The sequence below is a fragment of the Nocardia huaxiensis genome (genome assembly GCF_013744875.1).
GTDB classification, from domain to species: Bacteria; Actinomycetota; Actinomycetes; order Mycobacteriales; family Mycobacteriaceae; genus Nocardia; species Nocardia huaxiensis.
In genome coordinates, this window is sequence record NZ_CP059399.1 from 5915054 (window position 1) to 5938004 (window position 22951).

At 67.3% G+C, this 22951-nt stretch carries 28 protein-coding genes; 5 read left to right on the forward strand and 23 right to left on the reverse strand.

From position 1 onward, the window contains the following. Position 1: 1 nt before the first annotated feature. The 10 genes from H0264_RS26695 to H0264_RS26740 form a co-directional block, all read right to left on the reverse strand. Positions 2-190, reverse strand: a complete 189-nt coding sequence (locus H0264_RS26695; protein WP_181580102.1) for a hypothetical protein — start codon at positions 188-190, stop codon at positions 2-4. Further along, positions 187-1062 carry an NAD(P)-dependent oxidoreductase gene (locus H0264_RS26700; RefSeq protein ID WP_181580103.1) on the reverse strand — a complete coding sequence of 292 codons (876 nt, stop codon included), beginning with the start codon at positions 1060-1062 and terminating at the stop codon, positions 187-189. The genes H0264_RS26695 and H0264_RS26700 overlap by 4 nt, the downstream gene beginning before the upstream one ends. Beyond that, positions 1059-1856 (reverse strand): hydroxypyruvate isomerase family protein, encoded by a 798-nt coding sequence (locus H0264_RS26705; RefSeq protein ID WP_181580104.1) that lies wholly within the window; start codon positions 1854-1856, stop codon positions 1059-1061. Before H0264_RS26705 ends, H0264_RS26700 begins: the two co-directional genes overlap by 4 nt. After that, the gene (locus H0264_RS26710; protein WP_181580105.1) at positions 1853-2233 is read right to left on the reverse strand and encodes an allophanate hydrolase-related protein; all 381 of its coding nucleotides are present in this window, start codon (positions 2231-2233) and stop codon (positions 1853-1855) included. Before H0264_RS26710 ends, H0264_RS26705 begins: the two co-directional genes overlap by 4 nt. A 124-nt stretch (positions 2234-2357) precedes the next feature. Continuing rightward, complete coding sequence (locus H0264_RS26715) at positions 2358-3755, reverse strand: nucleobase:cation symporter-2 family protein (RefSeq protein ID WP_181580106.1); 1398 nt, start codon at positions 3753-3755, stop codon at positions 2358-2360. A 15-nt stretch (positions 3756-3770) separates the two neighbouring features. Next, on the reverse strand, positions 3771-4676 hold the full coding sequence (gene pucL / locus H0264_RS26720) for a factor-independent urate hydroxylase (protein ID WP_181580107.1): 906 nt from the start codon (positions 4674-4676) through the stop codon (positions 3771-3773). A 5-nt stretch (positions 4677-4681) separates the two neighbouring features. Continuing rightward, the gene (gene uraH / locus H0264_RS26725; RefSeq protein ID WP_181580108.1) at positions 4682-5014 is read right to left on the reverse strand and encodes a hydroxyisourate hydrolase; all 333 of its coding nucleotides are present in this window, start codon (positions 5012-5014) and stop codon (positions 4682-4684) included. Continuing rightward, entirely contained in the window at positions 5011-5508 is a 498-nt protein-coding gene (gene uraD / locus H0264_RS26730; protein WP_181580109.1) for a 2-oxo-4-hydroxy-4-carboxy-5-ureidoimidazoline decarboxylase, read from the reverse strand. Before uraD (H0264_RS26730) ends, uraH (H0264_RS26725) begins: the two co-directional genes overlap by 4 nt. A gap of 239 nt (positions 5509-5747) precedes the next feature. Further along, positions 5748-6137, reverse strand: a complete 390-nt coding sequence (locus tag H0264_RS26735; RefSeq protein WP_181580110.1) for a helix-turn-helix domain-containing protein — start codon at positions 6135-6137, stop codon at positions 5748-5750. Further along, a complete protein-coding gene (locus tag H0264_RS26740; RefSeq protein ID WP_181580111.1) occupies positions 6130-6372 on the reverse strand; it encodes a thiamine-binding protein in 243 nt (80 codons plus the stop codon). Before H0264_RS26740 ends, H0264_RS26735 begins: the two co-directional genes overlap by 8 nt. A gap of 79 nt (positions 6373-6451) precedes the next feature. On the opposite strand from H0264_RS26740, the gene H0264_RS26745 reads away from it, so the two are divergent. Beyond that, positions 6452-7216 carry an IclR family transcriptional regulator gene (locus H0264_RS26745; protein ID WP_181580112.1) on the forward strand — a complete coding sequence of 255 codons (765 nt, stop codon included), beginning with the start codon at positions 6452-6454 and terminating at the stop codon, positions 7214-7216. A gap of 48 nt (positions 7217-7264) precedes the next feature. On the opposite strand, the gene H0264_RS26750 is transcribed toward H0264_RS26745, so the two are convergent. Then, positions 7265-7726 (reverse strand): hypothetical protein, encoded by a 462-nt coding sequence (locus H0264_RS26750; RefSeq protein WP_181580113.1) that lies wholly within the window; start codon positions 7724-7726, stop codon positions 7265-7267. Positions 7727-7735: 9 nt separating this feature from the next. After that, positions 7736-8113 (reverse strand): hypothetical protein, encoded by a 378-nt coding sequence (locus H0264_RS26755; protein ID WP_181580114.1) that lies wholly within the window; start codon positions 8111-8113, stop codon positions 7736-7738. Positions 8114-8293: 180 nt separating this feature from the next. Here H0264_RS26755 and H0264_RS26760 point away from each other — a divergent pair, with 180 nt between their 5' ends. Both H0264_RS26760 and H0264_RS26765 read left to right on the forward strand, forming a co-directional pair. Beyond that, entirely contained in the window at positions 8294-8467 is a 174-nt protein-coding gene (locus tag H0264_RS26760) for a hypothetical protein (protein WP_181580115.1), read from the forward strand. 55 nt (positions 8468-8522) lie between these two features. Further along, positions 8523-8855 carry a hypothetical protein gene (locus H0264_RS26765; RefSeq protein ID WP_181580116.1) on the forward strand — a complete coding sequence of 111 codons (333 nt, stop codon included), beginning with the start codon at positions 8523-8525 and terminating at the stop codon, positions 8853-8855. A gap of 28 nt (positions 8856-8883) precedes the next feature. On the opposite strand, the gene H0264_RS26770 is transcribed toward H0264_RS26765, so the two are convergent. Next, positions 8884-9894 carry a methyltransferase gene (locus H0264_RS26770; RefSeq protein WP_181580117.1) on the reverse strand — a complete coding sequence of 337 codons (1011 nt, stop codon included), beginning with the start codon at positions 9892-9894 and terminating at the stop codon, positions 8884-8886. Between the two features lie 99 nt (positions 9895-9993). Here H0264_RS26770 and H0264_RS26775 point away from each other — a divergent pair, with 99 nt between their 5' ends. Then, complete coding sequence (locus H0264_RS26775; RefSeq protein WP_181580118.1) at positions 9994-10749, forward strand: DUF3658 domain-containing protein; 756 nt, start codon at positions 9994-9996, stop codon at positions 10747-10749. 140 nt (positions 10750-10889) lie between these two features. Here H0264_RS26775 and H0264_RS26780 read toward each other — a convergent pair whose 3' ends face one another. The 9 genes from H0264_RS26780 to uraD (H0264_RS26820) form a co-directional block, all read right to left on the reverse strand. Next, a complete protein-coding gene (locus tag H0264_RS26780) occupies positions 10890-11993 on the reverse strand; it encodes an XdhC family protein (RefSeq protein ID WP_181580119.1) in 1104 nt (367 codons plus the stop codon). Position 11994: 1 nt separating this feature from the next. Next, positions 11995-13434, reverse strand: a complete 1440-nt coding sequence (locus H0264_RS26785) for an NCS2 family permease (protein WP_181580120.1) — start codon at positions 13432-13434, stop codon at positions 11995-11997. Between the two features lie 133 nt (positions 13435-13567). After that, positions 13568-15901 carry a molybdopterin cofactor-binding domain-containing protein gene (locus H0264_RS26790; protein WP_181580121.1) on the reverse strand — a complete coding sequence of 778 codons (2334 nt, stop codon included), beginning with the start codon at positions 15899-15901 and terminating at the stop codon, positions 13568-13570. After that, a complete protein-coding gene (locus tag H0264_RS26795; protein WP_181580122.1) occupies positions 15901-17250 on the reverse strand; it encodes an 8-oxoguanine deaminase in 1350 nt (449 codons plus the stop codon). The genes H0264_RS26790 and H0264_RS26795 overlap by 1 nt, the downstream gene beginning before the upstream one ends. Beyond that, positions 17247-17720 carry a (2Fe-2S)-binding protein gene (locus tag H0264_RS26800; RefSeq protein WP_181580123.1) on the reverse strand — a complete coding sequence of 158 codons (474 nt, stop codon included), beginning with the start codon at positions 17718-17720 and terminating at the stop codon, positions 17247-17249. The genes H0264_RS26795 and H0264_RS26800 overlap by 4 nt, the downstream gene beginning before the upstream one ends. After that, complete coding sequence (locus tag H0264_RS26805; protein WP_181580124.1) at positions 17720-18589, reverse strand: FAD binding domain-containing protein; 870 nt, start codon at positions 18587-18589, stop codon at positions 17720-17722. Before H0264_RS26805 ends, H0264_RS26800 begins: the two co-directional genes overlap by 1 nt. 16 nt (positions 18590-18605) lie before the next feature. Continuing rightward, entirely contained in the window at positions 18606-19478 is an 873-nt protein-coding gene (gene pucL, locus H0264_RS26810; protein ID WP_181580125.1) for a factor-independent urate hydroxylase, read from the reverse strand. 3 nt (positions 19479-19481) lie between these two features. Next, the gene (gene uraH / locus H0264_RS26815; protein WP_181580126.1) at positions 19482-19781 is read right to left on the reverse strand and encodes a hydroxyisourate hydrolase; all 300 of its coding nucleotides are present in this window, start codon (positions 19779-19781) and stop codon (positions 19482-19484) included. Continuing rightward, entirely contained in the window at positions 19778-20302 is a 525-nt protein-coding gene (uraD, locus tag H0264_RS26820; protein WP_181580127.1) for a 2-oxo-4-hydroxy-4-carboxy-5-ureidoimidazoline decarboxylase, read from the reverse strand. The genes uraH (H0264_RS26815) and uraD (H0264_RS26820) overlap by 4 nt, the downstream gene beginning before the upstream one ends. 163 nt (positions 20303-20465) lie before the next feature. Here uraD (H0264_RS26820) and H0264_RS26825 point away from each other — a divergent pair, with 163 nt between their 5' ends. After that, positions 20466-21974: a PucR family transcriptional regulator gene (locus H0264_RS26825; protein WP_181580128.1), complete on the forward strand. Its 1509-nt coding sequence runs from the start codon at positions 20466-20468 to the stop codon at positions 21972-21974. Positions 21975-21986: 12 nt separating this feature from the next. Here H0264_RS26825 and H0264_RS26830 read toward each other — a convergent pair whose 3' ends face one another. Continuing rightward, on the reverse strand, positions 21987-22862 hold the full coding sequence (locus H0264_RS26830; RefSeq protein WP_181580129.1) for an alpha/beta fold hydrolase: 876 nt from the start codon (positions 22860-22862) through the stop codon (positions 21987-21989). Positions 22863-22951 lie beyond the last annotated feature (89 nt).

The following is a 22951-nucleotide window of genomic DNA, read 5'->3' on the forward strand; positions in this document are numbered from 1 at the left end:
GTCAGGCTCCTTCCATCACGAACGGCGTGCTGCTCGGGCGGACGGGGTGGTGGAGCGGCGTTGCGACGCCGTGCGAATGGCCCGAACCTTCGCGCGGCTGCACCGTGCAGCGCTCCACCACCCATCCCTCGGGCACGGCGACAGCGCAGCCGGTGTGCCCGTACACCGGCCGGTTGCCCGCTGTCGTCATGCCCGTCCCTTCCCGGACAGCGCCTCCGCGACCAGCAGAAGTGCGGAGTGGTCCAGGGAGCCGTGACCCATGGCGCGGGCGGCGGCGATGAGTTGCGCCGTCAGTGCGCCCATGGGGATGGACACCTCGGCCTGCCGGGCGGCGGCCAGGATGATGCCCATGTCCTTGTGATGCAGGTCGATGCGGAAGCCGGGCTGGAAGCTGCGCTCCAGCATGGTCTTTCGCTTGAGTTCCAGGATCTTGCTGCCCGCCAGGCCACCGGCCAGGACGTCGAGGCCCTTGGCGGCGTCCGCGCCCAGGTTCTCCATGAGCAGGATCGCCTCGGCGACAAGGGCGTACGTGCCGCCGACGACGAGCTGGTTGGCGGCCTTCACGACCTGTCCGGCGCCGTTGGGGCCGACCAGGGCGATGGTCTTGCCGACGGCCTCGAAAATCGGTTCGGCGGCGTCGAAGTCGGCTTCCGCGCCGCCGACCATGATGGACAGGGTGCCGTTGATCGCGCCGGGCTCACCACCGCTCACCGGAGCGTCGAGGACCCGCAGGCCCTTCTTGATGCCTTCGCGCGCAGTCCATTCCGAGGTCTTCGGCGTGATGGTGGAGAAGTCGATGTACAGCGTGCCGGTCGCGGCGTGCTCGAGCACGTCGGCGAAGACGGACTCCACATGCTCGTCCTGCGGCAGCATGGTGATGACAATGTCCTTGTCGCGCACCGCTTCCGCCGCACTGCCCGCGCCCGCGCCGCCGGCGCTCTTCAATCGCTCGATCGCCGCTTCGGAGTGGTCGTACCCGGTGACCTCGTGGCCCGCCTTGACGAGGTGACCCGCCATGGGGCCGCCCATGATGCCGAGGCCGATGAAACCGATCTTGCTCACTTGATCCACTCCCAATCCAGTTCGGGGTCTTTGTATTCCAGTCCGATCCAGCCCTCATAGCCGGCGGCGTCGAGGGCGGCGAAGAGTTCCTCGAAGTCGAGGTCGCCGCTGCCGGGATGCCCGCGCCCGGGTGAATCGGCGATCTGCACATGGCCGAGGTAGCCGGCCCAGGTGTCGATGACCGAGGTGAGGTTCTCGCCCATGCGGGCCAGGTGGTAGAGGTCGCACAGGAACCGCACATTGGGTTCGCCGACCTGCTCGATGATCCGGATCGCGTGCTCGGACGAGTCGATCGGATACTGCGGGGACTCAATGGAATTGAGCGCCTCGAGCAGCACCGTCGCGCCGATGCGCTGGGCAGCGCGGGCGGCCAGGCCCAGGTTCTCCAGCGCCAGCGCGTCCTGCTTCTCCGGTTCGACGCCGTCGATCCGATTGCCGTACAGCGCGTTCAAGGCCCGGCAGCCGGTGCGTTCGGCAATTCCCACCGCGACGTCGATATTGTCGCGGAAGCGGTTCTCCTCGCCCGGAATCGATACCAGGCCGCGGCCCGCGGGAATGAGGTCGATGAAGTTCAAGCCGACCAGCTCGACGCCCGCGTCCTCGATCGATCGCACGAACGCGTCGATCTCCTTGTCGCCGGGTACCGGGTTATCGCCGAACGGCCACCAGAATTCCACGCCGTCGAATCCGGCCGCCTTGGCCGCGCCCGCTCGTTCCAGCAGCGGCAGATCGGTGAAGAGAATCGAACAATTGACATCGAATTTCCGAGGGGAACCCCCGGTGGTGTATTTCATCGTGTTCCTTCGCGATACGTCGTCCAGCTGCCGAATTCGGTGATGTCGATCAGCTGGGGATACGAGACGGGAGGCCGGCGCAGCACCATGGACAGCACTGAGCGGTGATCGTCGAGTTCGATCACGCCGAGCTCCAGTTCCGGCGGTTCGGCCGGCAGCAGGCTCGAGCGCAGCACCTCCATGGGCACGTCGAACAGCTCACCGCTGATGGGCGCGCCGCCGTCGGAGACGGGATGCAGGCCCGGGAATCGGTCGCCGACCGAATAGAACCGATACTGCGGCGCGGTTTTCACCTCGCCCGCGAACGGTGCTCCCGCGAGTAGATGGTTGAGCGGGCCGCCGCGCATGGCGCCACCGTTCAGAAAGATGAGAGGCATTCGTGTTTCCTTCCTCCCCTGTCGGCCGAAATTATGTCGGCGGTCACACCGCCGGGGATAGCGATGATCAGCACCAAAGGTCGGTGGGGATCGGGTGGGGATTTCGTAGGTTCATCCAGCCGGGTCAGTCGCGGATGTCGTCATCGAGACGCTCACCGAAACCGTCGCCCGCGTCCTCGGCGGCCGCGAACACCGAGGCGCCCGTGCGATTGCCGAGGGTGATCTCGTTGAACAGCAGGTTCAGCACGATCGCCACGAGGGCGGTGGCGCTGATGCCGGAATGCATGACAACCCGGATCCATTCGGGGAAGGCATCCCAGAATTGCGGTGCGGCAATCGGAACGACCCCGAAAGCCAGCGCTACGCCGACGATGACCATATTCAGGTTGTCGTGGTAGTTGACCCGGGCCAGCGTCCGAATGCCGCTTGCCGCAACGGATCCGAACAGCACCACGGCCGCGCCGCCGAGCACCGGGTACGGGATGGCGGCCACCACCGCGCCTATGACGGGCACGAGGCCCAGCAGCAGGAGCACCAGGCCGCCGGTGGCGACCACGAAGCGGCTCTTGATACCCGTGAGGGCGACCAGGCCGACGTTCTGCGCGAAGGCACTGCACGGAAAGGTTCCGAACAGCGGAGCCACCGTCGTCGCCGCCATATCCGCCCGCAGGCCGCCGGCCACGCGTGTGGAATCGACTTCGCTGCCGACGATTTCGCCGATGGCGAGGATGTCGGCGGTGGTCTCGGTCATGATCACGAGGATCACGATCGTCATGGCGACAATGGCCCCGATCTCGAAAGTCGGTGCGCCCACGGGCAGGATCGGCGGCAGCGCCACCAATTTCGCGTCACCCACCGCCGAGAAGTCGGTGCGACCGGCGAGTGCGGCCACGACGGTCCCTGCCACCAGGCCGATGAGGATCGACAATCGTGAGACCGCGCCTTGGAACACCCGGCTGATCACCAGGATCACCAGCAGCGTCAGGCCCGCGAAGCCGATATTGGCCATCGACCCGTAGTCGGGGTGTTTCGGATCGTTGCCCATGGCCCAGCGCAGCGCCACCGGCAGCAGCGACAAGCCGATCACCGTGATGATCGTGCCGGTGACCACCGCTGGGAACAGTCGCACCAGGTGCGCGAAGAACGACGAGAGGATCAGGCCGATCACACCGGCGACGATGATCGCGCCGTATACGGCCTGCAGGCCGCCGTTCTGCGAGATGGTCACCATGGTGGAGACGCTCGCGAACGAAACACCCTGCACGATGGGCAATCTGGAGCCGAAGCCGCCGATGCCCAGGGTCTGCAGCAGCGTCGCCAGCCCGGAGACGAACAGTCCCGCGGTGACCAGCAGCGCCATGTCACCGGCGCTCAATCCCGCTGCGCCGCCGACGATCAACGGTGGCGCGATGACACCGCCGTACATGGTCAGAATGTGCTGGGCCCCGTAGGCCACCAGCTGCGGTACCGGGTACCGCTCATCCTCCGGACCGGGTCGATGCCGGTAGGTGAAGAGCTTCATGGAACCGCCTCACGCTCAACAGAATCCCGGAACCGAGTACCAGGCCGAGCCGGGGTCGGAGGCGTCGTCGCGATGCAGGCTGGCCTCGATCAGGCCGTAGGGCCGGTCGGCGGCGATGAACACCTCGCCCTCGTTCTCCACGTGGAAGGGGCTCAGGTCCACCAGGAAGTGATGCTTGTTGGGCGCGGAGAAGCGGATCTCGGCGACTTCCGTGAACTGTTCCAGCACAGCGCGTCCCATGCTGTAGAGCGTCTGCTGCAGGGCCAGCGAGTGCACCGACGCGAACTGCCGCAGCAGCGTCGAGCGGATAGCGGTGAAGGACTTGTCCCACTCCACATCCGTGTGGTCGTAGCGCCAGCGCGCGACCAGCGAGGTGGCGAGAATGCGGTCCTTGGTCGGGGTGAGGGTCGTGTACTTGTCCTCGAAGAAGCCGTGGAACTCCGACCCGGTCGACTTGAACAGCACCAGATCCTTGAGTCCGGAGATGACGTGCGCCTCCCGGTTCGGACCGTAGCCGTCCATGTTCACGACCGTGGTGCGCACCTCGGAGCTGCCGCGCAGGAACGAATGATCGTGTCCCGCACCATCGACCGGTATCCGGTCCCAGCTGTACTCCTCGATCTCCACCCGGGCCCCGTCCGCGCCGGGCGTGCGCCCGATGAAGTGATCGGCGAGGGTGAGCGCGAAATCCTCGATGGCGTCCACGCCTTTCTCCTTGGCGAAGGCGAAGGCGGTGTTCTTCTGCGTATCGGTGGGCAGCACCTCGCTCTGATCACCGGTGATGTGGGCGTCGTCGAAGCGTCCGCGCAGGGCGCTGGAGACATTGAGATCGCGTATGCGGTGCCGGTCGGTGTCCCGGTACACCCGCACAATGCGGTTCTCGGCCTTTCCGTACTGATTCGGTCCCAGTTGGATGGCCATGGCGATCAACTCCCTCGATAGGCGGAACAGGCGAAAGGGCTCAGCAGCAGCGGGACGTGGTGGTGCCCGCCGTCGGTCGGCGTGAAGGTGAGGTCCACGGCCGAGAGGTAGTGGCGCTGCCCGGTGGCGGCGAAGTAGGACTCGACGTCGAAGGTGAGGCGGTAGCGGCCGGGCTCGAGCCGCTCCGGGCCGAGGTCGCGGACCCGGCCGTCGGCGTCGGTGACGGATTCGGCGAGGACGCGAGAGGTGTTGCCGCCCAGGTGTTCCAGCCGCACCGGTACGCCCGCGGCGGGCCGGCCGAGCACCGTGTCGAGCACGTGGGTGGTGATCGCGCTCATTCCACGATCACCTTCCGCAGCCGCAGCATGGCGATCTTGCGCAGTTCGACGGCCACCACCGCGGCTTCGGTCGCTTCGTCATTGGCCAGGCGCAGCAGCAGCGCGGCGAGGATCTCCGAGGTCGACAGGCCGGTCGCGCAGATGAGGAAGACGCGACCGAATCTGTTCTCGTACAACCGATTCGCCGAATGCAGGGCGGCGATGGTCTCCACGCCGGAGTCGACGCCGGACTGTTCCTCGCGGGACCAGGCCGCGCCGCGGCTGCCGCCCGGGGGCTGTTCGCCGATGCGCGGATGCGCGGCGAGCGCGCGGTCGACACCGGCGGGAGTGAGTGCTCGCACCGCCTCGTCGGCGGCGGCGAGCAGGCTCGGCAGATCCGGGTAGGGCCGCGAGTCCAGTAGCGCGTCAGCCCATTCCGGGGCGTCACAGCAGTCCAGGAGGGCGGGGCGGAGCCAGCCGGTGTCCATCCGATTGAACTCTTCGACAGTGACCATAGCCTGCACTTTCTCGCATTGCGGAAGCCATATTCCGAATGACGAAATCGTGTCACAGGTCACGAACCGGCGTCAACAGTTTGTTGAAATTCCGTGGACGCAGTGTGCGCCGCGCAGGCGGTCCCTTACCCGGGAAACAACGAATCCCGCTGCTCAGCAACGGGATTCGAGGTCTCGCAGCGCGGCGATCGCACCGGGCGCAGATTTCACACCGTCAGGAGCGAGTTGGCCGCACGCGTTCAGGAGCGAGTTCTATTGAGGTAGTTGTAGACCGTGAACCGCGTGACCCCCAGCGCCTCGGCCACCGTCTCGGCGGACTTGCGATAACTGAACGCCCCCCGCTCCTCCAGCAGCCGGACCGCACGCTGCTTCTCCGCACGCGGCAAATCAGCCAGCGCACAACCGAATTCGGCCGCGACATCGGCCAGCAGCCGGCCGATGCCGCTCTCGGATTCGGCGTCGGTCCCCGGCAACCGCACCGCGGCCAGCGTCGCCCCCTCCCACACCAGCGGGACATCTTCGGGCAAACACTCTTCCGCGGCGACGAGCCGCCCTCCGATGCGTTCCAGCAGCGGTGTCACCGTCACCAGCACCGGATGCGTGACATCCAGGGGCGTGCGCTCACTCATCGACACGCTCGACCTGCAACGTCACGCGCGTCGCCCCATGCGCCAGTGCGATCGCCAGCACCTGCTGCAGCGCCGGCAGCACCTCGGCCTCCGGCCCCGACACCTCGGTGCCCAGCGGCCCGAATTCACATGTGAGACCGGACTTCTCGAGCAAGGCCAGCGTCTCGGTGGCATGCGGCGGTGGATCGCCCTCGCCGTGGAAGGGTTCGGTGGTGAATTCCGCACGCAGCAGCATGGCCAACAGGCTACCTCCGACAGCACCGGCGACAGCCCGGTAAACTTCCGCAATCCGGAAACTTCGACAAGGCGGGTCAGTGACTGCAGCGAATCCACCCCGGGAACGATCGGGCAGCGTCCAGTCCCTCGAGCGCGCCTTCACCCTGCTCGAAACCATGGCGGACCACGGCGGCACCATGGGCGTCTCGCAACTGGCCACCGAATCCGGCCTCCCCCTCCCCACCATCCACCGCCTGGTCCGCACCCTCGTAGACCTGGGCTACCTCCACCAAACCCCCTCCCGCCAATACATGCTCGGCCCCAAACTGATCAAGCTCGGCGAGAGCTCCGCCCGCATGCTCAGCACGCAGGCTCTCCCCCATCTCACCCGCCTCGTCGACGAACTGGGCGAATCCGCCAATATGGCCATGCTCGACGGCGACCGCATCGTCTACGTGGCCCAGGTCCCCTCCCGCCACTCCATGCGCATGTTCACCGAGGTAGGCCGCCGCGTCCTCCCGCACTGCACCGCGGTAGGCAAAGCCATCCTCGCCGGCATGCCCCCCGACAAGGTCCGAGACCTGTTGCAGCGCACCGGAATGCCCGCCTACACCCCCCACACCCTCACCGACCCGAAGCAATTCGCCCACCAACTGGCCCACACCGCCGAAACCGGCTACGCCACCGACGAAGGCGAACAGGAACTCGGCGTACGCTGCATAGCCGTAGCCCTCCCCGAAGCCCCCGCCCGCCTGGCCATTTCGATATCCGGACCAGTAGGCCGCATGACCGAAGACCTCCTGACCCGAGCCGTCCCCCTCCTCACCCAGGTCAGCCGAGCCCTGTCTAACGACCTACGCTGACAGTGTGACGTCGGGTGATCGGCGGTCGCGTTCGCCGGTAGGGGAACTCTAGGACGGATAGGGCCTGGTGAATCGAGCGCCGTTGAACGTGTGAGTGCAGCACGCGCATCTGGGGTCCAGAGTCGACGCGTCGATGTCCGGATTCACGACTTGCAGCGTTCCCTCGGAGTCGACGTACAACCCGCTGTAATAGGTCGACTCACCGACCCGCACATAATCCCGGCGGTCGGATTCCCGCACCGCCACCAGCCAGAAGATCGGATCGGTGCGATCGAGCCGGGCCCTGGCCTCCGTCACTGTCGCGTCCCAGTCCGAGCCGATCCTCGACAGCAGAAATCGGAAAAGCGGAGTGTAATCACGCCCTCGGCCGGCCGTCCGCCCCATCCCCTCTTGCGCCACATCCGATGTGGCGACCCGCTTGCTGTTGCGCCGATGCCGGTACTCCCCACCGCGCGGACGCGAGCCCCGCGCGGTGGTGTTTTCCCTGCGGTACAGCGGCGGCTTGTCCATACGCCGAGCCTATTCCGCCGACCTACGCTGCAATCCCGCCGCCACCAGCGCGGCGACGCCCACTGGCAGGTAATAGCTCAGCACCCCGAACATCGAGCCCGTCATGGGAAGCGCCAGCACCGACAACAGCAGAATCGCCCCGGCGACCACCCACGAACACCGGCTCAACCCCGGCAGTGCGGGCAGCAGGCACAGCCCCACCGGCACTGCCAGCAAGACGCCCAGGCCAGCCCCGTAATAGGCCAGGACCGACCCGTTGCACGCGGCGTCCACATGCACGATCTCGCACGAGGAGACCTGATACATCGGCTCGGCGGCAACGAAAGCCGCGCCCCACACCGCAGTCCCCACCGCCAGCACCAACCACACCATCCGCGGCCACGCCATCAACCCGACACCCCCAGCTACCCGGAACATCCCCTGCTGCCGCCAAACATAGCACTGGCGTAATGGATTGGTAGCGGCCATGTTTCGCCCCGTCGCGGTGGATGGGTGGGGACTTGTCGCTCGGCTCGGCGGCGAGTGGCCCCGGGTATTATGGGATGACACGATCTCGGAGGGGACATCATGTCGACGAACGATCACGACGAGCAGGTCGACGATCCGCGGGCACGCTGGCGTCGGTTGCCCGCCGAACCCACCCGTTACGTCGAAGAAACCAGTATCGATGGAAGTTCGTCGGGCCACGCGGTTCCCGCTGTCGACCCGGCCCAGGACTTCACTCGCCTCTACGGCGGCTGAGGCCGTGCCGGTCGATCCGTGTTTCGAAAACCCTCCCTCGACGGCGCATGCGACGGTGATCGAGACATTGGAGCGGGCGCTGCGTGACCGCACAGCCGAGGAAGGCGCCGCGACCGCTCTGGTCGGAACCGCATTGAACTGCGAGAACCCCGAGTTCATCGAGTACTGGTGCATCCAGGTCGGTTCACGCGCCGCCTCCGGCAGCCCACTGCTCGGACTTGCCGGATTGTGCCTGGGCCACACCGCTCGCCGCTTCGGGAGACTCAGTGCCGATGCCCTGGCGCTGGCCGAATCCTTGTGGGCGCGCGCCGAAGCCGACCCGTCGGATGTCGACGGCCGGGCACTCGACGGTTACGACGACGTCCGCAGCTTCCTGCAGCTGTGGTGAGCTGCGGCCGAGCCGATCCGTAGCGCCGTCATGGCGTGTTCGGTTCCCCGCTGACTTCGAGCAGGGTGCGGTTCTCAGCGATCTCGGATACGGATTTCAGGTATAGACCGCAGGCGCCGACCAGGGTGGCGAACTCGTCGAGGGTGCGTTCGCGGCCACCGAAGAACACGAGCATGGTCAGGTCGATGGCGGTGTGCGAGCCGCGGCCGTGGATGGCCTCGACGATCAGAATGGTTCCGGTCCTGCCCGCCGCTTCGGCGCAGCGGGAGAGGATTCGGCGGGCGTGGGCGTCGTCCCAGTCGTGGAGTATGTCGCTGAGCAGGTAGGCATCGGCCCCGGCGGGCAGCGGATCGAAGAAGCTGCCCGCGACGACCGTGGCGCGGTCGGCGAGACCGGACGCGGCGAACTCCTCGACGGCTCGGGTCGCCGTGGCGGGCAGATCGACCAGCTGCCCGCGCACGGAGGGATGCTGCCGCAGGATCGCGCTCAATACCGTGCCTTGCCCGCCGCCGACGTCGACGACGGTCGTGAACCGGCTCCAGTCGTAGCGTCGCGCGATCTGCGGCGCGATGGCTCGGATTCGGCGAGTCATCTTGGCGTCGAACGATTCCCGCAGTGCGGGGGCCTCGGCGAGGTCGGACCAGAAGTCCCGCCCGTAGCGGCGCGGGTAGGCCGCTTCGCCGGTGCGCACCGCGTGCTCGAGTTCCACATAGGCCAGCTCGGCGCGTCCGACCGCGGAGTTGATGTCGAGTTCGAGCAGCAGTTCGTTGTCCGCGTCGGAGCGCAGCTGCCGGCCCAGCTCGGTGAGGTGGTAGGTGTCATCCCGAGCGGTGAGGACGCCCAGAGTCACCAGATGAGCGAGCACCCGGGTCAGGGCGGGCGCGGAGGTGGCAGTGCTTGTGGCCAGTTCCGTTGCGGTGGCTCCGAACTCGGGAATGTGATCGGCCAGCCGCAGCGTCGCCGCGACCCGCAAGGCCATCGGGGTCGCCAGCCATGCCATGTCCCGCAACGACTGAACCAGCGCCGGGTCGTCTCCCATCCGCCTCACTCTAGTGATCGCCCGGGGCGGTGCGAGCGTCCGGGAAAGAGCAGGGTTATCCCTGATGCACGCCCGGCTATCTTTGGGCACACTTGCCGGATGGGATCATTGCACCTGGTGGGCGGGCCGACGGCAGCCAAATCGCTGTACCGGGCGCTCGACGGCAGCCCTGGTCGCGCGGCTGATTCGGTCGTATGGTTCCCCGACGCACTCGGCATCGGCCCGCTGGCTCCGAACGGTCCCACCGTTCGTGCCGAGTGGTGGCAATGGTGGGACGAGATGACGACCGCCTACTTCGACGCGGATCCGGAGCCGCCCGAGACCTACTCGCGGCAGCTTGCGGCATTCTGGGACCGCGTCGACAGCGCCGACCGCCTGGTCGCCTGGTACGGCCGCGACAACGCCGACGAGTCGGCGTTCTTCCACGCGCTGTGCGATCGACTGGGCGATCGGCCTCTCGATGTCGTCGCGCTTCCCGGCGCGATCGGCGCCCGCGAACCGGGGGAACTCGCTCGACAGTTGGACGCTGCGCGGCCTGTCACCGCGACCGAACGGTCCGCGGTGCATCGCACGTGGAAGCGGCTGGAACAGGAGAACCTGACCTTCCGTATCGTGCGAGACGGCGCCCTCGTCTCGGCGCCCGCGGATCACTACGACCGTGCGCTGCTCGAGGCGGCCGGTGCGGACTGGACCGTCATAGTGCGAATCGTCGCGCCCGTCATGGCCGCCATGAGCGTCGCCGACGTACCGCTGATCTGGAGGGTGCAGACCTTGGTCGAGTCCGGGGCGATGGTCGCGGACGGCAATCCCTGGCTCGCGCGGCAGACGAAAGTCAAACTCGCCCAGCGCGATTGAACGCCTCCGCAGCCAAGGCCCGCTCGCCGTCCGTGGCAACTCTCAGCCGAGTGCGTTGTTCCGGACAACGAGAGGCTCCCGGCGGTGCGCGCACTGCCCGCACGCTCCGCCGGGAGCTTCCCTCATCCTGGATGGTGCTGTTACACAGTCACTTCCAGGTGGTCCGGTACCTCGAGGTCGGGCAGGGGGCTGCTGTCGCGGTGGATCGGGCCGCCGCTCAGGGTGAGCGGGAGGCCGGAACCGCCGCGGCGCAGGGCCACGATCTCGGCGGCGATGGAGACGGCTGTCTCCTCGGGTGTACGGCCGCCGAGATCGAGCCCGATGGGTGAGCGCAGCCGCGCCAGTTCGGCCGCGCTCACCCCGGCTTCGCGAAGCCGCCGGGTGCGGTCCTCGTGGGTGCGGCGCGAACCCATGGCTCCCACGAACGCCACCGGCAGGCGAAGGGCCACTTCGAGAAGGGGCACATCGAATTTGGCATCGTGGGTGAGGACGCACAGCACGGTGCGGGCGTCCACGCGGGTGCGGGCCAGGTAGCGGTCGGGCCATTCGACCACCACGTCGTCGGCTTCGGGGAAGCGGGCGCGGGTGGCGAAGACCGTCCGGGCATCACAGACGGTGACGTGATAGCCCAGGAATTTGCCGATGCGGGCTACCGCGCCGGCGAAATCGATGGCGCCGAAGACGATCATGCGCGGCGGAGGGACGTGGGATTCCACGAAGACCGTCACTTCGTCTTCGCCGCAGCCGAGGGTGCGCAGGCCGGTCGCTCCGGCGTCGAGCATGGCTCGCGCCTCGGCGACAACGGTTTCGGTGAACGCCGTGCCGACCGACCACCAGTCGCCCAGCGCCACGGCCTCGCCGCTGTGCACGTCCCGAACCAGGGCGGCGGAGCCCTCGGCCCGCAGCATCGCTTCCAGCGCGGCGCGATTCGCGTCGGTGACCGGCTGCACCAGCACCTCGATGGTGCCGCCGCAGGTGAGGCCGACCGCGAAGGCGTCGGAGTCGCTGTAGCCGAACGTTTCCCGGAGGGTTTCGCCGGTTTCCAGCGCATCGCGGCACAACTCGTACACCGCGCCCTCCACGCAGCCGCCGGAGATGCTGCCGACGACCTCACCGCCGGCGTTCACCGCCAGGGCCGCGCCGACGGGGCGGGGTGCGCTGCCGCCGATCGAGATGATCGAGGCGATGGCGTAGGGCTGGTGTGCCGCATGCCATTTCAGAAGTTGTGCCGCGATGTCGCGCATATCAGCCTCCCAGGACCTGTTCGATGGCGGAGATTCCGAAGTAGGCCGCGAACACGACGCTCACCACCCAGACCAGCCAATGGATTTCGCGGAACTTGCCCCGCGCCGCCTTGATCACCACGTAGGCGATGAGACCCGCGCCGACACCATTGGTGATCGAATAGGTGAACGGCATGAGCACGATGGTCACGAAGGCCGGCACCGCGACCTCCAGATCCGACCAGTCGATCTTGCGGGCCTGCGTCATCATGAGCGCGCCGACCAGCACCAGGGCGGGCGCGGCGGCTTGGATCGGCACCACGGCCGCCAGCGGCGTGAAGAAGATCGCCGCGCAGAACAATCCACCGGTCACCACACTCGTGAGTCCGGTACGGGCCCCCTCACCGACGCCCGTAGCGGATTCCACATACACCGTGCTGCCCGCGCCGCCGCTGGCGCCGCCGATGATCTGGGCGACACCGTCGGCGGTCAGGATCTTGCCGATACCCGGCACGGTGCCCTTCTCGTCGACCAGCCCGGCTTCGTCGCAGACGCCGAAAACCGTTCCCATGGCGTCGAAGAAGCCCGTCAGCACCAGGGTGAACAGCACCACTCCGGCCACCAGCGCACCCGCCCTGGCGAACCCGCCGAACAGGTCGATATCGAGCATCAGACCGAAATCCGGTGCGGCGAAGAAGGATTCGGGCGCCTTGGGCACCACGGTCCCCCACGCGGTGGGTTCGATGGTGGCGAGCTTGTTCACGATGATGGCCAGCACGGTCACCACGGCGATGCTGATCAGGATGGCGCCGGGCATCTTTCGGATGAACAGCCCGAGCATGAGCAGCAGGCCGACGGCGAAGATGAAGACCGGCCAGCCCTGCAGGTGACCGTCCGCACCCAGGGTGACGGGCGGGCCGCTGGGTGCGCCGTGCCCGACCACACCGGACGACACCAGGCCGATCATGGCGATGAACATGCCGATTCCGACGCCGATGGCATTCTTCAGTGCGACCGGAATGGCATTGATGATCATGGTGCGCAGGCCGGTGGCGGCCATGATCACGATGATGATGCCCATCAGGACGACCAGACCGAAGGCTTGCGGCCAGGTCATGTACGGCGCCGCCTGATAGGCGACCACGGGAACCACGCCGAGTCCGGCGGCCAGCGCCAGCGGCACATTGCCGACCAATCCCATGAGGACGGTGGACAATCCGGCGGAGAAGGCGGTGGCGGTGGTGAGCTGCGCGATGCTCAGTTTGTTGCCGTCGACGTCGGCGACGCCGCCGAGTATCAACGGGACGAGGAGAATGACGTACCCCATGGCCACGAAAGTCGTGATGCCGCCGCGAATTTCGCGGGACACCGTGGTTTTTCGCTCGCTGAGCCGGAAGAACCGGTCCAGCGCCGACCGGCTGCCGGTGGCGGGGGTTGTTGTTGGGGACTGGGTCTGGGTCATGGCTGCCCTCCTCGGGGCGTAGCCGACCTACGGTCCGGGCTCTTCATCGCCACATCGATGAACTCCCCGGACCGCGGATTCGGTGGACTGCTGTTGTGGGGTCCCTACCGCGGATTCGGTCTGCCCCTGTTGATCAACTGCTCCGGATGATGTCTTCCGGTCGCACGGGCACCCGGGTGATGTTCCCGGTGCCGCCATGTCTGCGGCAGGCGTCGCGAATGGCTGCGACGACGGCCGGCGTGGATGAGAGGGTGGGCGGTTCGCCCGCGCCGCGCAGGCCGTAGGGGGCGTGCGGATCGGCGTTCTCGAGAATCTCCAGCTTCTGCGTGGGGGTGTCGAGAATGGTGGGGATGAGATAGTCCGTGAAGGACGGGTTGCGTACCTTGCCGCCTGAGACCTGAATTTCCTCCATCACGGCCAGACCCAAGCCCTGCACCGAACCGCCGTGGATCTGGCCCTCGAGGGACAGGCGGTTCATGATCTTGCCGACATCCTGAACAGCGTCCAGGGCAACGACTTTCACCAATCCGAGCTCGGTGTCGACATCCACCACGGCCCGGTGCACGCAGAGCGCGAGCTGGGTGTGGCTGTCGCCCTGACCGGTGATCGGATCCATGCCGGTGGTCGGCCGGTGGTGGTATTCGCGGGTCTCCTCGATGACATCGTCACCGAGCACGTCCGCGATGGCGGCGATGACCTGGCCATTGTTGGCGACGATCTTGCCGCCGACGAGCTGCAGGTACTTGTGCGTGCCGGTGCGTTCCCGGGCCAGCACGAACAGCCTGTCCCGCACGGCTTCACAGGCGGTCTTCACCGCACCGCCGGTCATGTAGGTCTGCCGCGACGCCGAGGACGAACCCGCGCTGCCCACGCCATTGTCGGCGGGGTGGATGACCACGCGTTCGATGCCGAGTTCGGTGCGCGCGATCTGCGCCTCCACGGTGACCAGGCCCTGGCCGACCTCCGCGGCGGCGGTGTGCACCAGCGCGACGGGCTCGCCGTTCACGATCTCCAAACGCACTCGGGCGGTGGAGTAGTCGTCGAAACCCTCGGAGAAGCAGATGTTCTTGATGCCGACGCCGTAGCCGACGCCGCGCACCACGCCCTCGCCGTGGGTGGTCTGGGACGCGCCGCCGGGCAGATTGCGAATGTCGGAGGCGTCCAGGGCATCCGGCAGTTCCATGGCGCGCGACATCTCGAGCATCTCGGCCATGGGCATCGGGGCGTGCACGATCTGCCCGGTGGCCAGCTTCGACCCCTGGGAGACGGCATTGGCCTGGCGTACGGTGACCGAATCCATCCCGAGCGCGTCGGCGACCTTGTCCATCATCGATTCGTGCGCGAAACACGCTTGCACAGCGCCGAATCCGCGCATGGCACCGCAGGGCGGGTTGTTGGTGTACACACCGTAGACGTCGATTTCCAGGTGCGGAATCTCGTACGGCCCGACCGCCAGCGAGGACGCGTTGCCGACCACGTTCTGGGTGGCCGAGGTATACGCGCCACCATCGAGGACGATGAGAACCTTTGCGTAGGTGAGCTTTCCGGTCGCCGTGGCACCGTATTCGTAGCGCATGCGCGCCGGATGCCGGTGCACGTGCCCGAAGAAGGACTCCTCGCGGTTGTACATCATCTTGATCGGCTTGCCGGTGTGCATGGCGAGCAGGCCGGCGTGGATCTGCATGGAGATGTCCTCGCGGCCGCCGAACGCGCCGCCGACGCCGCCCATGGTCATCTTGATGCGATCCTCGGAAAGGCCGAGGCAGGGGGCGATCTGGGTGAGGTCCCAGTGCAGCCACTGGGTGGCGACATAGAACTCCAGGCCGCCGTCCTCGGTCGGGATCACCAGCCCGGATTCGGGTCCCAGGAAGGCCTGGTCCTGAATGCCGACCTCGTACTCCTCGGTGACGACCACGGCGGCCAGCTCACGGCCGACATTGATGTCGCCGACGCGCACGGGCTGATGGCGGGTGATGCCGCCGCGCTCCTGCACCCGGTTCGCTTCCGGATCCTCGATGACGGCCATCGGGTCGACGATGGGTTCGAGTACTTCCCATTCGATCTCGATGACGGCCAGTGCGCGCCGGGCGATTTCGGGATGATCGGCGGCGACCAGTGCGATGGGTTCACCATGATGGCGCACCTCGTCGAAGGCCAGCACCGGCTGATCCCAGGTGTGGTCGAGCCCGTACACCTTGCGGCCGGGCACGTCCTCGTGGGTGAGCACGGCGTGCACGCCGGTCATGGCCAGCGCGGGCGCGGTGTCGATGCTCAGGATCCGAGCGCGCGGGTGTGGGCTGCGCAGTGTTGCGCCCCACAGCATTCCGTCGATCCAAAGGTCCGAGGTGTAGGCGAAGTCGCCCTTGACCTTGAGGATGCCGTCGGGCCGCAGCGGGCTCTCGCCGATGCCGCCGTGGCCGGGTGCGACGACCTCGTGCGGGAAGTTGGTGGTACGTACTGCGGTCATCAGGACTCCTGACGCATGATTCGCTCGCGCGCGGCGACGCCATTGCGGCCGACCTGGTCGTGCGCGACGGTCTTGAGCTCGTCGTTCTCGACAACCGTCTTGCCGCCGACGAGCAGGCGGGCCAGCGGCGGCTGGGGGCCGAACACCAGCGAGCACACCGGATCGGTCACAGCGGCCCGGAAGCCGTCGACCTTCCAGATGGCGATGTCGGCGAGCTTGCCGGGTTCGAGGGAGCCGATCTCGTTCTGGCGGCCCAGGTTTCGCGCACCGCCGAGGGTGCCGATCTCGAGCGCCTGGCGGGCGGTCAAAGCCTTGGGGCCGTGCACGGCGCGCTGGAACAGCATGGCCTGCCGCATCTCCCCGGCCATGGAGGTGAGTTCACTCGAGGCCGCGCCGTCCACGCCGAGACCGACGGGAGCGCCGGCCGCGAGCAGATCCATGACCCGGGCGATGCCCGCGCCGAGGCGCGCGTTCGAGCTCGGGCAGTGCGCCGAACCGGTGCCGGTGTCGGCGAAGCGGCGAATATCCTTGTCGTGCAGGTGAACCGCGTGCGCGAACCACACGTCGTCGCCGAGCCAGCCCAGCTTCTCCATGTATTCGACCGGGGTGCAGCCCATCTGCTCGAGGCAGTGCTCCTCCTCGTCGAGGGTTTCGGCGAGATGGGTGTGCAGCCGAACGCCCTTGGCGCGGGCCAGTTCCGCCGAATCCCGCATGAGACCCTCGCTCACCGAGAACGGCGAGCAGGGCGCGACCGCCACGCGCAGCATGGAGTCGAAGGACGGGTCGTGGTACTTGTCGATGATCTCCGCGGTATTGATCAGGATCTCTTCGCGGTTCTCGACCACCTCGTCCGGCGGCAGCCCGCCCTGGGACTGGCCGCGGTCCATGGACCCGCGGCACGGGTGGAAGCGCACGCCGAGTTCGCGGGCGGCCCGCACCTCGGCCTCGAACAGATCGCCGCGGCCCTTGGGGAACACGTAGTGGTGATCGGTGGAGGTGGTGGTGCCGGTCAGGGTCAGCCAGCCCAGCCCCGCCGAGGCGGCGCCGTAGACGACGTCGGCGTCCATGCGCGCCCACAGGCGGTACAGGCCGGTCAGCCACTCGAACAGGGTGGCGTCCTGGTACAGGCCCTGGGTGGCCCACTGGTAGAGGTGGTGGTGGGTGTTCACCAGGCCCGGGGTCACCAGGCATCCGGCGCCGGAGAGGCGGTCGGCGCCCACCACCGTCGGCGCGGGTCCCGCGCCGAGGGCTTCGATCCGGCCGTCGTCACCGACGATCAGATAGCCGTCGGGGATCTCGTCACCGACAACCGGTGCGATGTAAGCGTTCTCGATAACGAGCTTCGTCATTGGGCTGCCGCCTTCCGCTGGGCTGCTAGACGTACGGCGTCCAGGATCTTCTCGTAACCGGTGCAGCGGCAGAGGTTTCCGGACAGCGCCTCCCGAATCTCCACATCCGAGGGATCCGGCACTCGCTCGATCAGGTCGTGCGCCTGGACCAGGAGACCCGGTGTGCAGAAACCGCACTGGACCGCGCCGGCGTCGACGAACGCCTGCTGCATGGGGTCGAGTCGATCCCCATCAGCGAGGCCTTCCACCGTGCGGACCGAGCGCTGCTCGACCTGGCCGGCCGCCACCAGACAAGAACAGACAGGAGCGCCGTCGAGATAGACAGTGCAAGAACCACATTCACCCTGCTCACACGCATTCTTGGAACCGGGCAGCCCGACCCGCTCACGCAGCAGGTACAGCAGGCTCTCCCCTTCCCACACGTCGTCGACGATTTCCTCGGAGCCGTTGACATCGAAGGTGATTCGCATCAGGCGGCCCTCCTTTCCGCGATGTAGTCGTTCCACGCCCAGCCGAGCGTGCGCCGGGCCATGACCGACACCGCGTGCTTGCGGTAGTCGGCGGTGCCGCGCACATCGTCGATGGGTTTGGCGGCGGCCGCGGCCAGCGTGCCGAACTCCCGCGCCACGTCCTCGGCGAGTGGAATCGGGTTGTCCCAGGGCAGATTCGCGGCCAGGAACTCCTGCGCCTCGACCGCCCGCAGCGGGGTCGGGCCCGCCGAGCCGATGCCGGTGCCGACCGTTCTGGTGTCGGTGTGCAGTGCGATGGCGAAGGAGCACACCGCGATCACCATGGCATTGCGGGTGCCGACCTTGGCGAAGTACTGGGGGCCGGTGGCCGGCTTCAGCCACACGGCGCGGATCAGTTCATCCGGCTCGAGGGCGTTCTTCTTGACCCAGACGTAGAAGTCGTCGATGGGGATCATGCGGCTGCCGCGGGCCGCGGATTCGGCCTCCACCACGGCATTCGCCGCCAGCAGGGCGGGGTGCGCGTCACCGGCGGGCGAGGCGCCGCCGAGGTTGCCGCCCACCGTGCCGCGATTGCGGATCTGCGGGGAGCCGACCGTGCGGGACGCCTGGGCCAGGCCCGGCAGTTCCCGCCCGTACCGGTTGATGATCTTCACGTACGGGACGCCGGAACCGATGCGCAGCTGCCCGTCGGTCCGATCGACGTGGAACACCTCCCGGCACGGGTTCAGATCCAGGATGTACTCCGGCCGATGCCGGTCGAAGTTGAGCTCCACCATGACATCGGTGCCGCCCTGAATCGGCACCGCGTCCGGGTGCTCCGCCTTGAGTTCCAGGGCGTGAGCCCAGGAGTTGGGTCGCAAGAATTCCATTGTGCCGCTCCCGATCTCAATCCCACGCCGGACCGGCGGCCGGAACCTCGCGCACCACCGTGCCCTCGATGAGTCCGTACGGACGGTCGGCGGCCCAGAACACCTCGTTGTCGTTGACCTGCCCGAAGTGCGACAGATCCACCTCGAAGTGATGCTTGTTCGGCAGGGCCAGCTTGACTTCCACGATGTCGGAGACGGTTTCGAGGACCCGCTCCCCCATCTCGTAGAGGGTCTGCTGCAGCGACAGCGAATGGGTGTCGGCGAAAGCCTGGAGCAGGCAACGCTTCACCACCTCGTAGGACTTGTCCCACTCGACGCTGTCGGAGGTGTGCCGCCACTGGGCATTGACCTCGGTGGCCAGCACGCGGTCGCGGGTCTCGCGCAGGGTGGTGTAGCGGTCCTTGATGAAGCCGTGGAACTCCGAGCCGGTGGAGTTCAGCACCGTCATGTCCTTGAGCCCGGACACGACCCACGCCTTGCGGCCGTCGTAATGCACCACGGCCGTGCGGGTTTCGCGGTTGGACTTCACGAACGAATGCGGATGGCTGTTGAGCCCCACCACATTCCGCTCCCAGGTGTACTCCTCCAGCTCCACCCGCGCGTGATGGATGGTGGGCTGCGAATCCACGAAGTGCCGGGCCAGCTTCAGGCCGAAGTCCTCCGGCGAGGAGATGCCGTACTGCTTGGCGAAGGAGAACACCGTGTTCTTCTGGGTGTCCGTCGGCAGCACCGTGCCGTTGTCGCCGGTGTAGTGCACGGCCTCCATGTCGCCGGACAGCGCCACACTCACGTTCAGGTCCCGCAGATCGTGCTTGGCGCCGTTCTTGGTCACCCGCACGACGCGAGTCTCGGCCTTGCCGTAGCGATTCGGACCTAGCTTGATCGACATGGTTCAGCTACCTCGATAGGTGGAGAAGGAATAGGGACTCAACAGCAGCGGCACGTGATAGTGCTGCGCCGGATCGGTGACGGTGAAAGCGATGGTCACCGAGGGGTAGAACGGGCTGAGATCACCGGTCTCGAAGATCAGGCGGTGTACGCCGGGCTCGGGAGCGGGCAGATCCTTGATGCGCCCGTCGGCATCGGTGCGGCCCTCGGCGAGAAGTGTGCCGTCGGCCGCTTCGAGTCGCACCGCCATATCCTCGGCGGGCTTCCCGGTCGCGGCGTTGAGCACATGCGTGGACAGACTCATATCAGCCCCAGCAGTTTTCGAATGCGCAACACGGTGATATCCGCGAGTTCGGCTCGGACAGCGAGACGTTCGTCCTCGACCGAGTTGTGCAGCCGGCGATGCAGTTCGGAGAGCATCTCCCCCGCGCTGCGGCCGGTGGCCCGAATCAGGAACACATGCCCGAAACGGTTCTCGTAGGCGATGTTTCGCGCCCTGAGCTCCTCCAGAACAGCGGCCTCGGCACTCGCGGTGCCCGACTGCTCTTCTTGTGACCACTGCGCCTCGCGCTGCGAAAGCTCCTGCGGCTTCGCGGCTTCGGCGCGATCACCGATCCTGGGGTGGGCGGAGAGGGCCTCTTCTATATCGGCCCAATCCAATTCCCGTATGCCGGCTCGCGCGGCCTCGTCCAGGCTCGCCTCGTCCATATAGGGACGATTCGCGACCATCTTCCGCGCCCAGCGCCGCGACGCGCAGCAGGTCAGCAGCTGCGCCTCGGCATCCTCCAGGGGCAGCGATCCGAGCCATTCCAGGCGACTCGACATCCGACCTCCATCCATTGGCGTGTTGCCCGGTAAGTACACCGGGCACTCGTCCAGGACGGCAGGGACGAGACCTCCGAATCTGTGGCCTGCTTCACACCGCGTTGTTCGTAGATACATCCAAGGCTCGTAACCCCGCAGTCATCGACTGTTAGCGTGAGCAATCATGCGCCTGCGCTCTTTGCTCGGTATGACCGACATCGGCCTGGAGCTCGTCACCGGAGAAGACGAGCTCGACCGGTTCGTACGCTGGGTGGTCACCACGGACATGCTCGACCCCAGCCGCTACCTCTCGGGCGGCGAACTCGTGCTCACGGGCATGCAGTGGCGCCGGGCCGACGGGGACAGCGAAACCTTCGTGGCGGCGCTCGCACGGGCCAAGGTGGCCGCGCTGGCCGCCGGGGACGCGCTATACGGCGAACCGCCCGCCGATATCGTCGAGGCCTGTCGGAAACACCGAATCCCGCTGTTCCGGGTGCCCGAGCAGATCGCCTTCGCGACGGTTACCGAGCAGGTCAACCGGCATTTGTCGACCGGGCGGGCGGCGGATCTGGCGGCCATTCTGGATCGGCATCGCAAACTGGTGTCCGGGGGCGGACTGGATTCGGTGCTCGAGCTGATCGACCGGGAGCTCGGCACCCGATGTTGGGTGGTGTCCTCGACCGGGCGGATCGTGGCCGGGCCCTCGGAGCTTCCGCCCAACGGGTTGCGGACGGCCTTCCTGGCCGCACGACGGCTGCCGCACGTGGTCACCCTCGAGGGTGCCCGGTATTCGCTGTTCGCGGTCGATCCCGACGGCACCTCGCGGGTCGCGGACTGGTTCCTGGTGTTCGAGAGCGACCACAAGGACTGGTCCGAGGAACGCCGGCTCATCACCGGCGAACTCGCGGCAGTCGTCTCACTCGAGCGGGCGCGACTGGATGATCGGCAGAGCGCCGAGGGGCGGCTGGCGCAGGAACTCATCGAGCTGATCGTGTCCGACGCCAAGCCCGCCGACATCATCGCGCGGCTCGAACTCACCGGACTCGGCCTGTCCGAGCGGTATCTCGCGGTGGCCGCGACCGCCGACGCGGGGGCGGTGCGGCCGCGCGAACTGCGGGCGCTGCTGCGCGAAATCCTTTACGGCGCAAGCCCGGCCGCGGGCGTCGTGGACGGTGAGGCCATCGCGCTGGTGCCGCTCGGCGACGATCCGCACATCGACGATCGCATTCACCGCGCCATCGAAGCGCTCACGCCCGGCTTGCAGGGCAGCCGGCTGTCCGTGGGCATCAGCGGCGGCGTCGACGGCGAGGGCCTGCGCGGCGCGGTCGAGGAAGCCCGCTACGCGCGGCGTATGGCCGCCGAACGCAATCAGCCCACCAGCGTGGTACGCCACGACGAACTGGCCACACACATGCTGCTGCTGGCCAGCGTCCCCGACGAGGTGCGGCGCATGTTCCGGGTGCGGCTGCTGGATCCGCTGATCAACTACGACAAGGACAATCGCTCCGATCTGGTCCACACCCTGGAGACCTTCCTCGAGGTCTCCGGGTCATGGACCAAATGCGCGGAAATGCTGCACCTGCACGTGAACACACTGCGCTACCGGATCCAGCGCATCGAGGAACTCACCGAACGCGACCTGTCCCGGCTCGAAGATCGCGTCGACTTCTTCCTGGCGCTGGCGCTGCGCTGAATCCCGCTCGGCTCACCGAGATTCGGCGGTGTCGAGAACTTCGCGCAGCTTCTTGCCGAAAGCCTCGGGCTGGCCGGGATAGCCGGTTTCCTCGCCCACGAAGCCGCCATGGTGGCTCGGGAACACCGTCACCTGCTGACCGAGCAGGTCCGCGAGACTCGCCGACGTGCGATCGCAGAAGGTGCCCGCGGACTCCTCACCGGCGGCGATCACGATGCGGGTCGGCGCGGCGCGCAGGGCGGCGATATCGGGGCGGTAGTCGGTGACCGGAGCGGAGCGCTCCGACAGCAGCGGATCATCCCGGGTGCCGTCGTCCTCCGTCGGCAGGCCGAACATGGCCGGGTCGGCGGCGGGCTGCGCGAACCACGCGTCGGTGAACTCGCCCTGCCACGAGGTGGTGGCGATGAACGTCGCCATGCCCGCGCCGAAACCCTTGGCCCGGTACGCCTCTCGGAATCCGGCCAGCGCACGGGCGGCGGCCTCGGCATCGGGCAGCACGGTGGCCAGCGGCGGCTCGTGCGCCACCAGCGTGGTGACATCGTCCGGATGGGCAGCCACCAACGCCAGCGAGGTGATCGCCCCGCCACTGCTGGCGAACATCTCCACCGGTCCCGCGCCGAGCGCCTCGATCACCGCGTGCACATCCTCGGCCTGCTCGGCCGGAACACTGTCCACCTGCCCATCCTTGCGAACGCTTCGACCGAGTCCGCGCGGGTCATAGGTGATCACGGTGCGATCCGGGAACTCGGCCACCAGGGCACGAAAACCACTGGCGTCCATGGGCTGTCCGATGAAGAACAGCGGAGCACGGCCATCGGCGGTGGGCAACGGGCCGTGCACGTCGTAGGTGATATCGGCGTCGGCGGTCGAGAGAACGTGAGTCGTCATACCCGTGTAGACGCCGCGCCGGACGCAGACTCATCGGTCGTGGCCGCACGCATGCTCGGAGGAACGGCCGGCGTACGGGTTCACCCCAT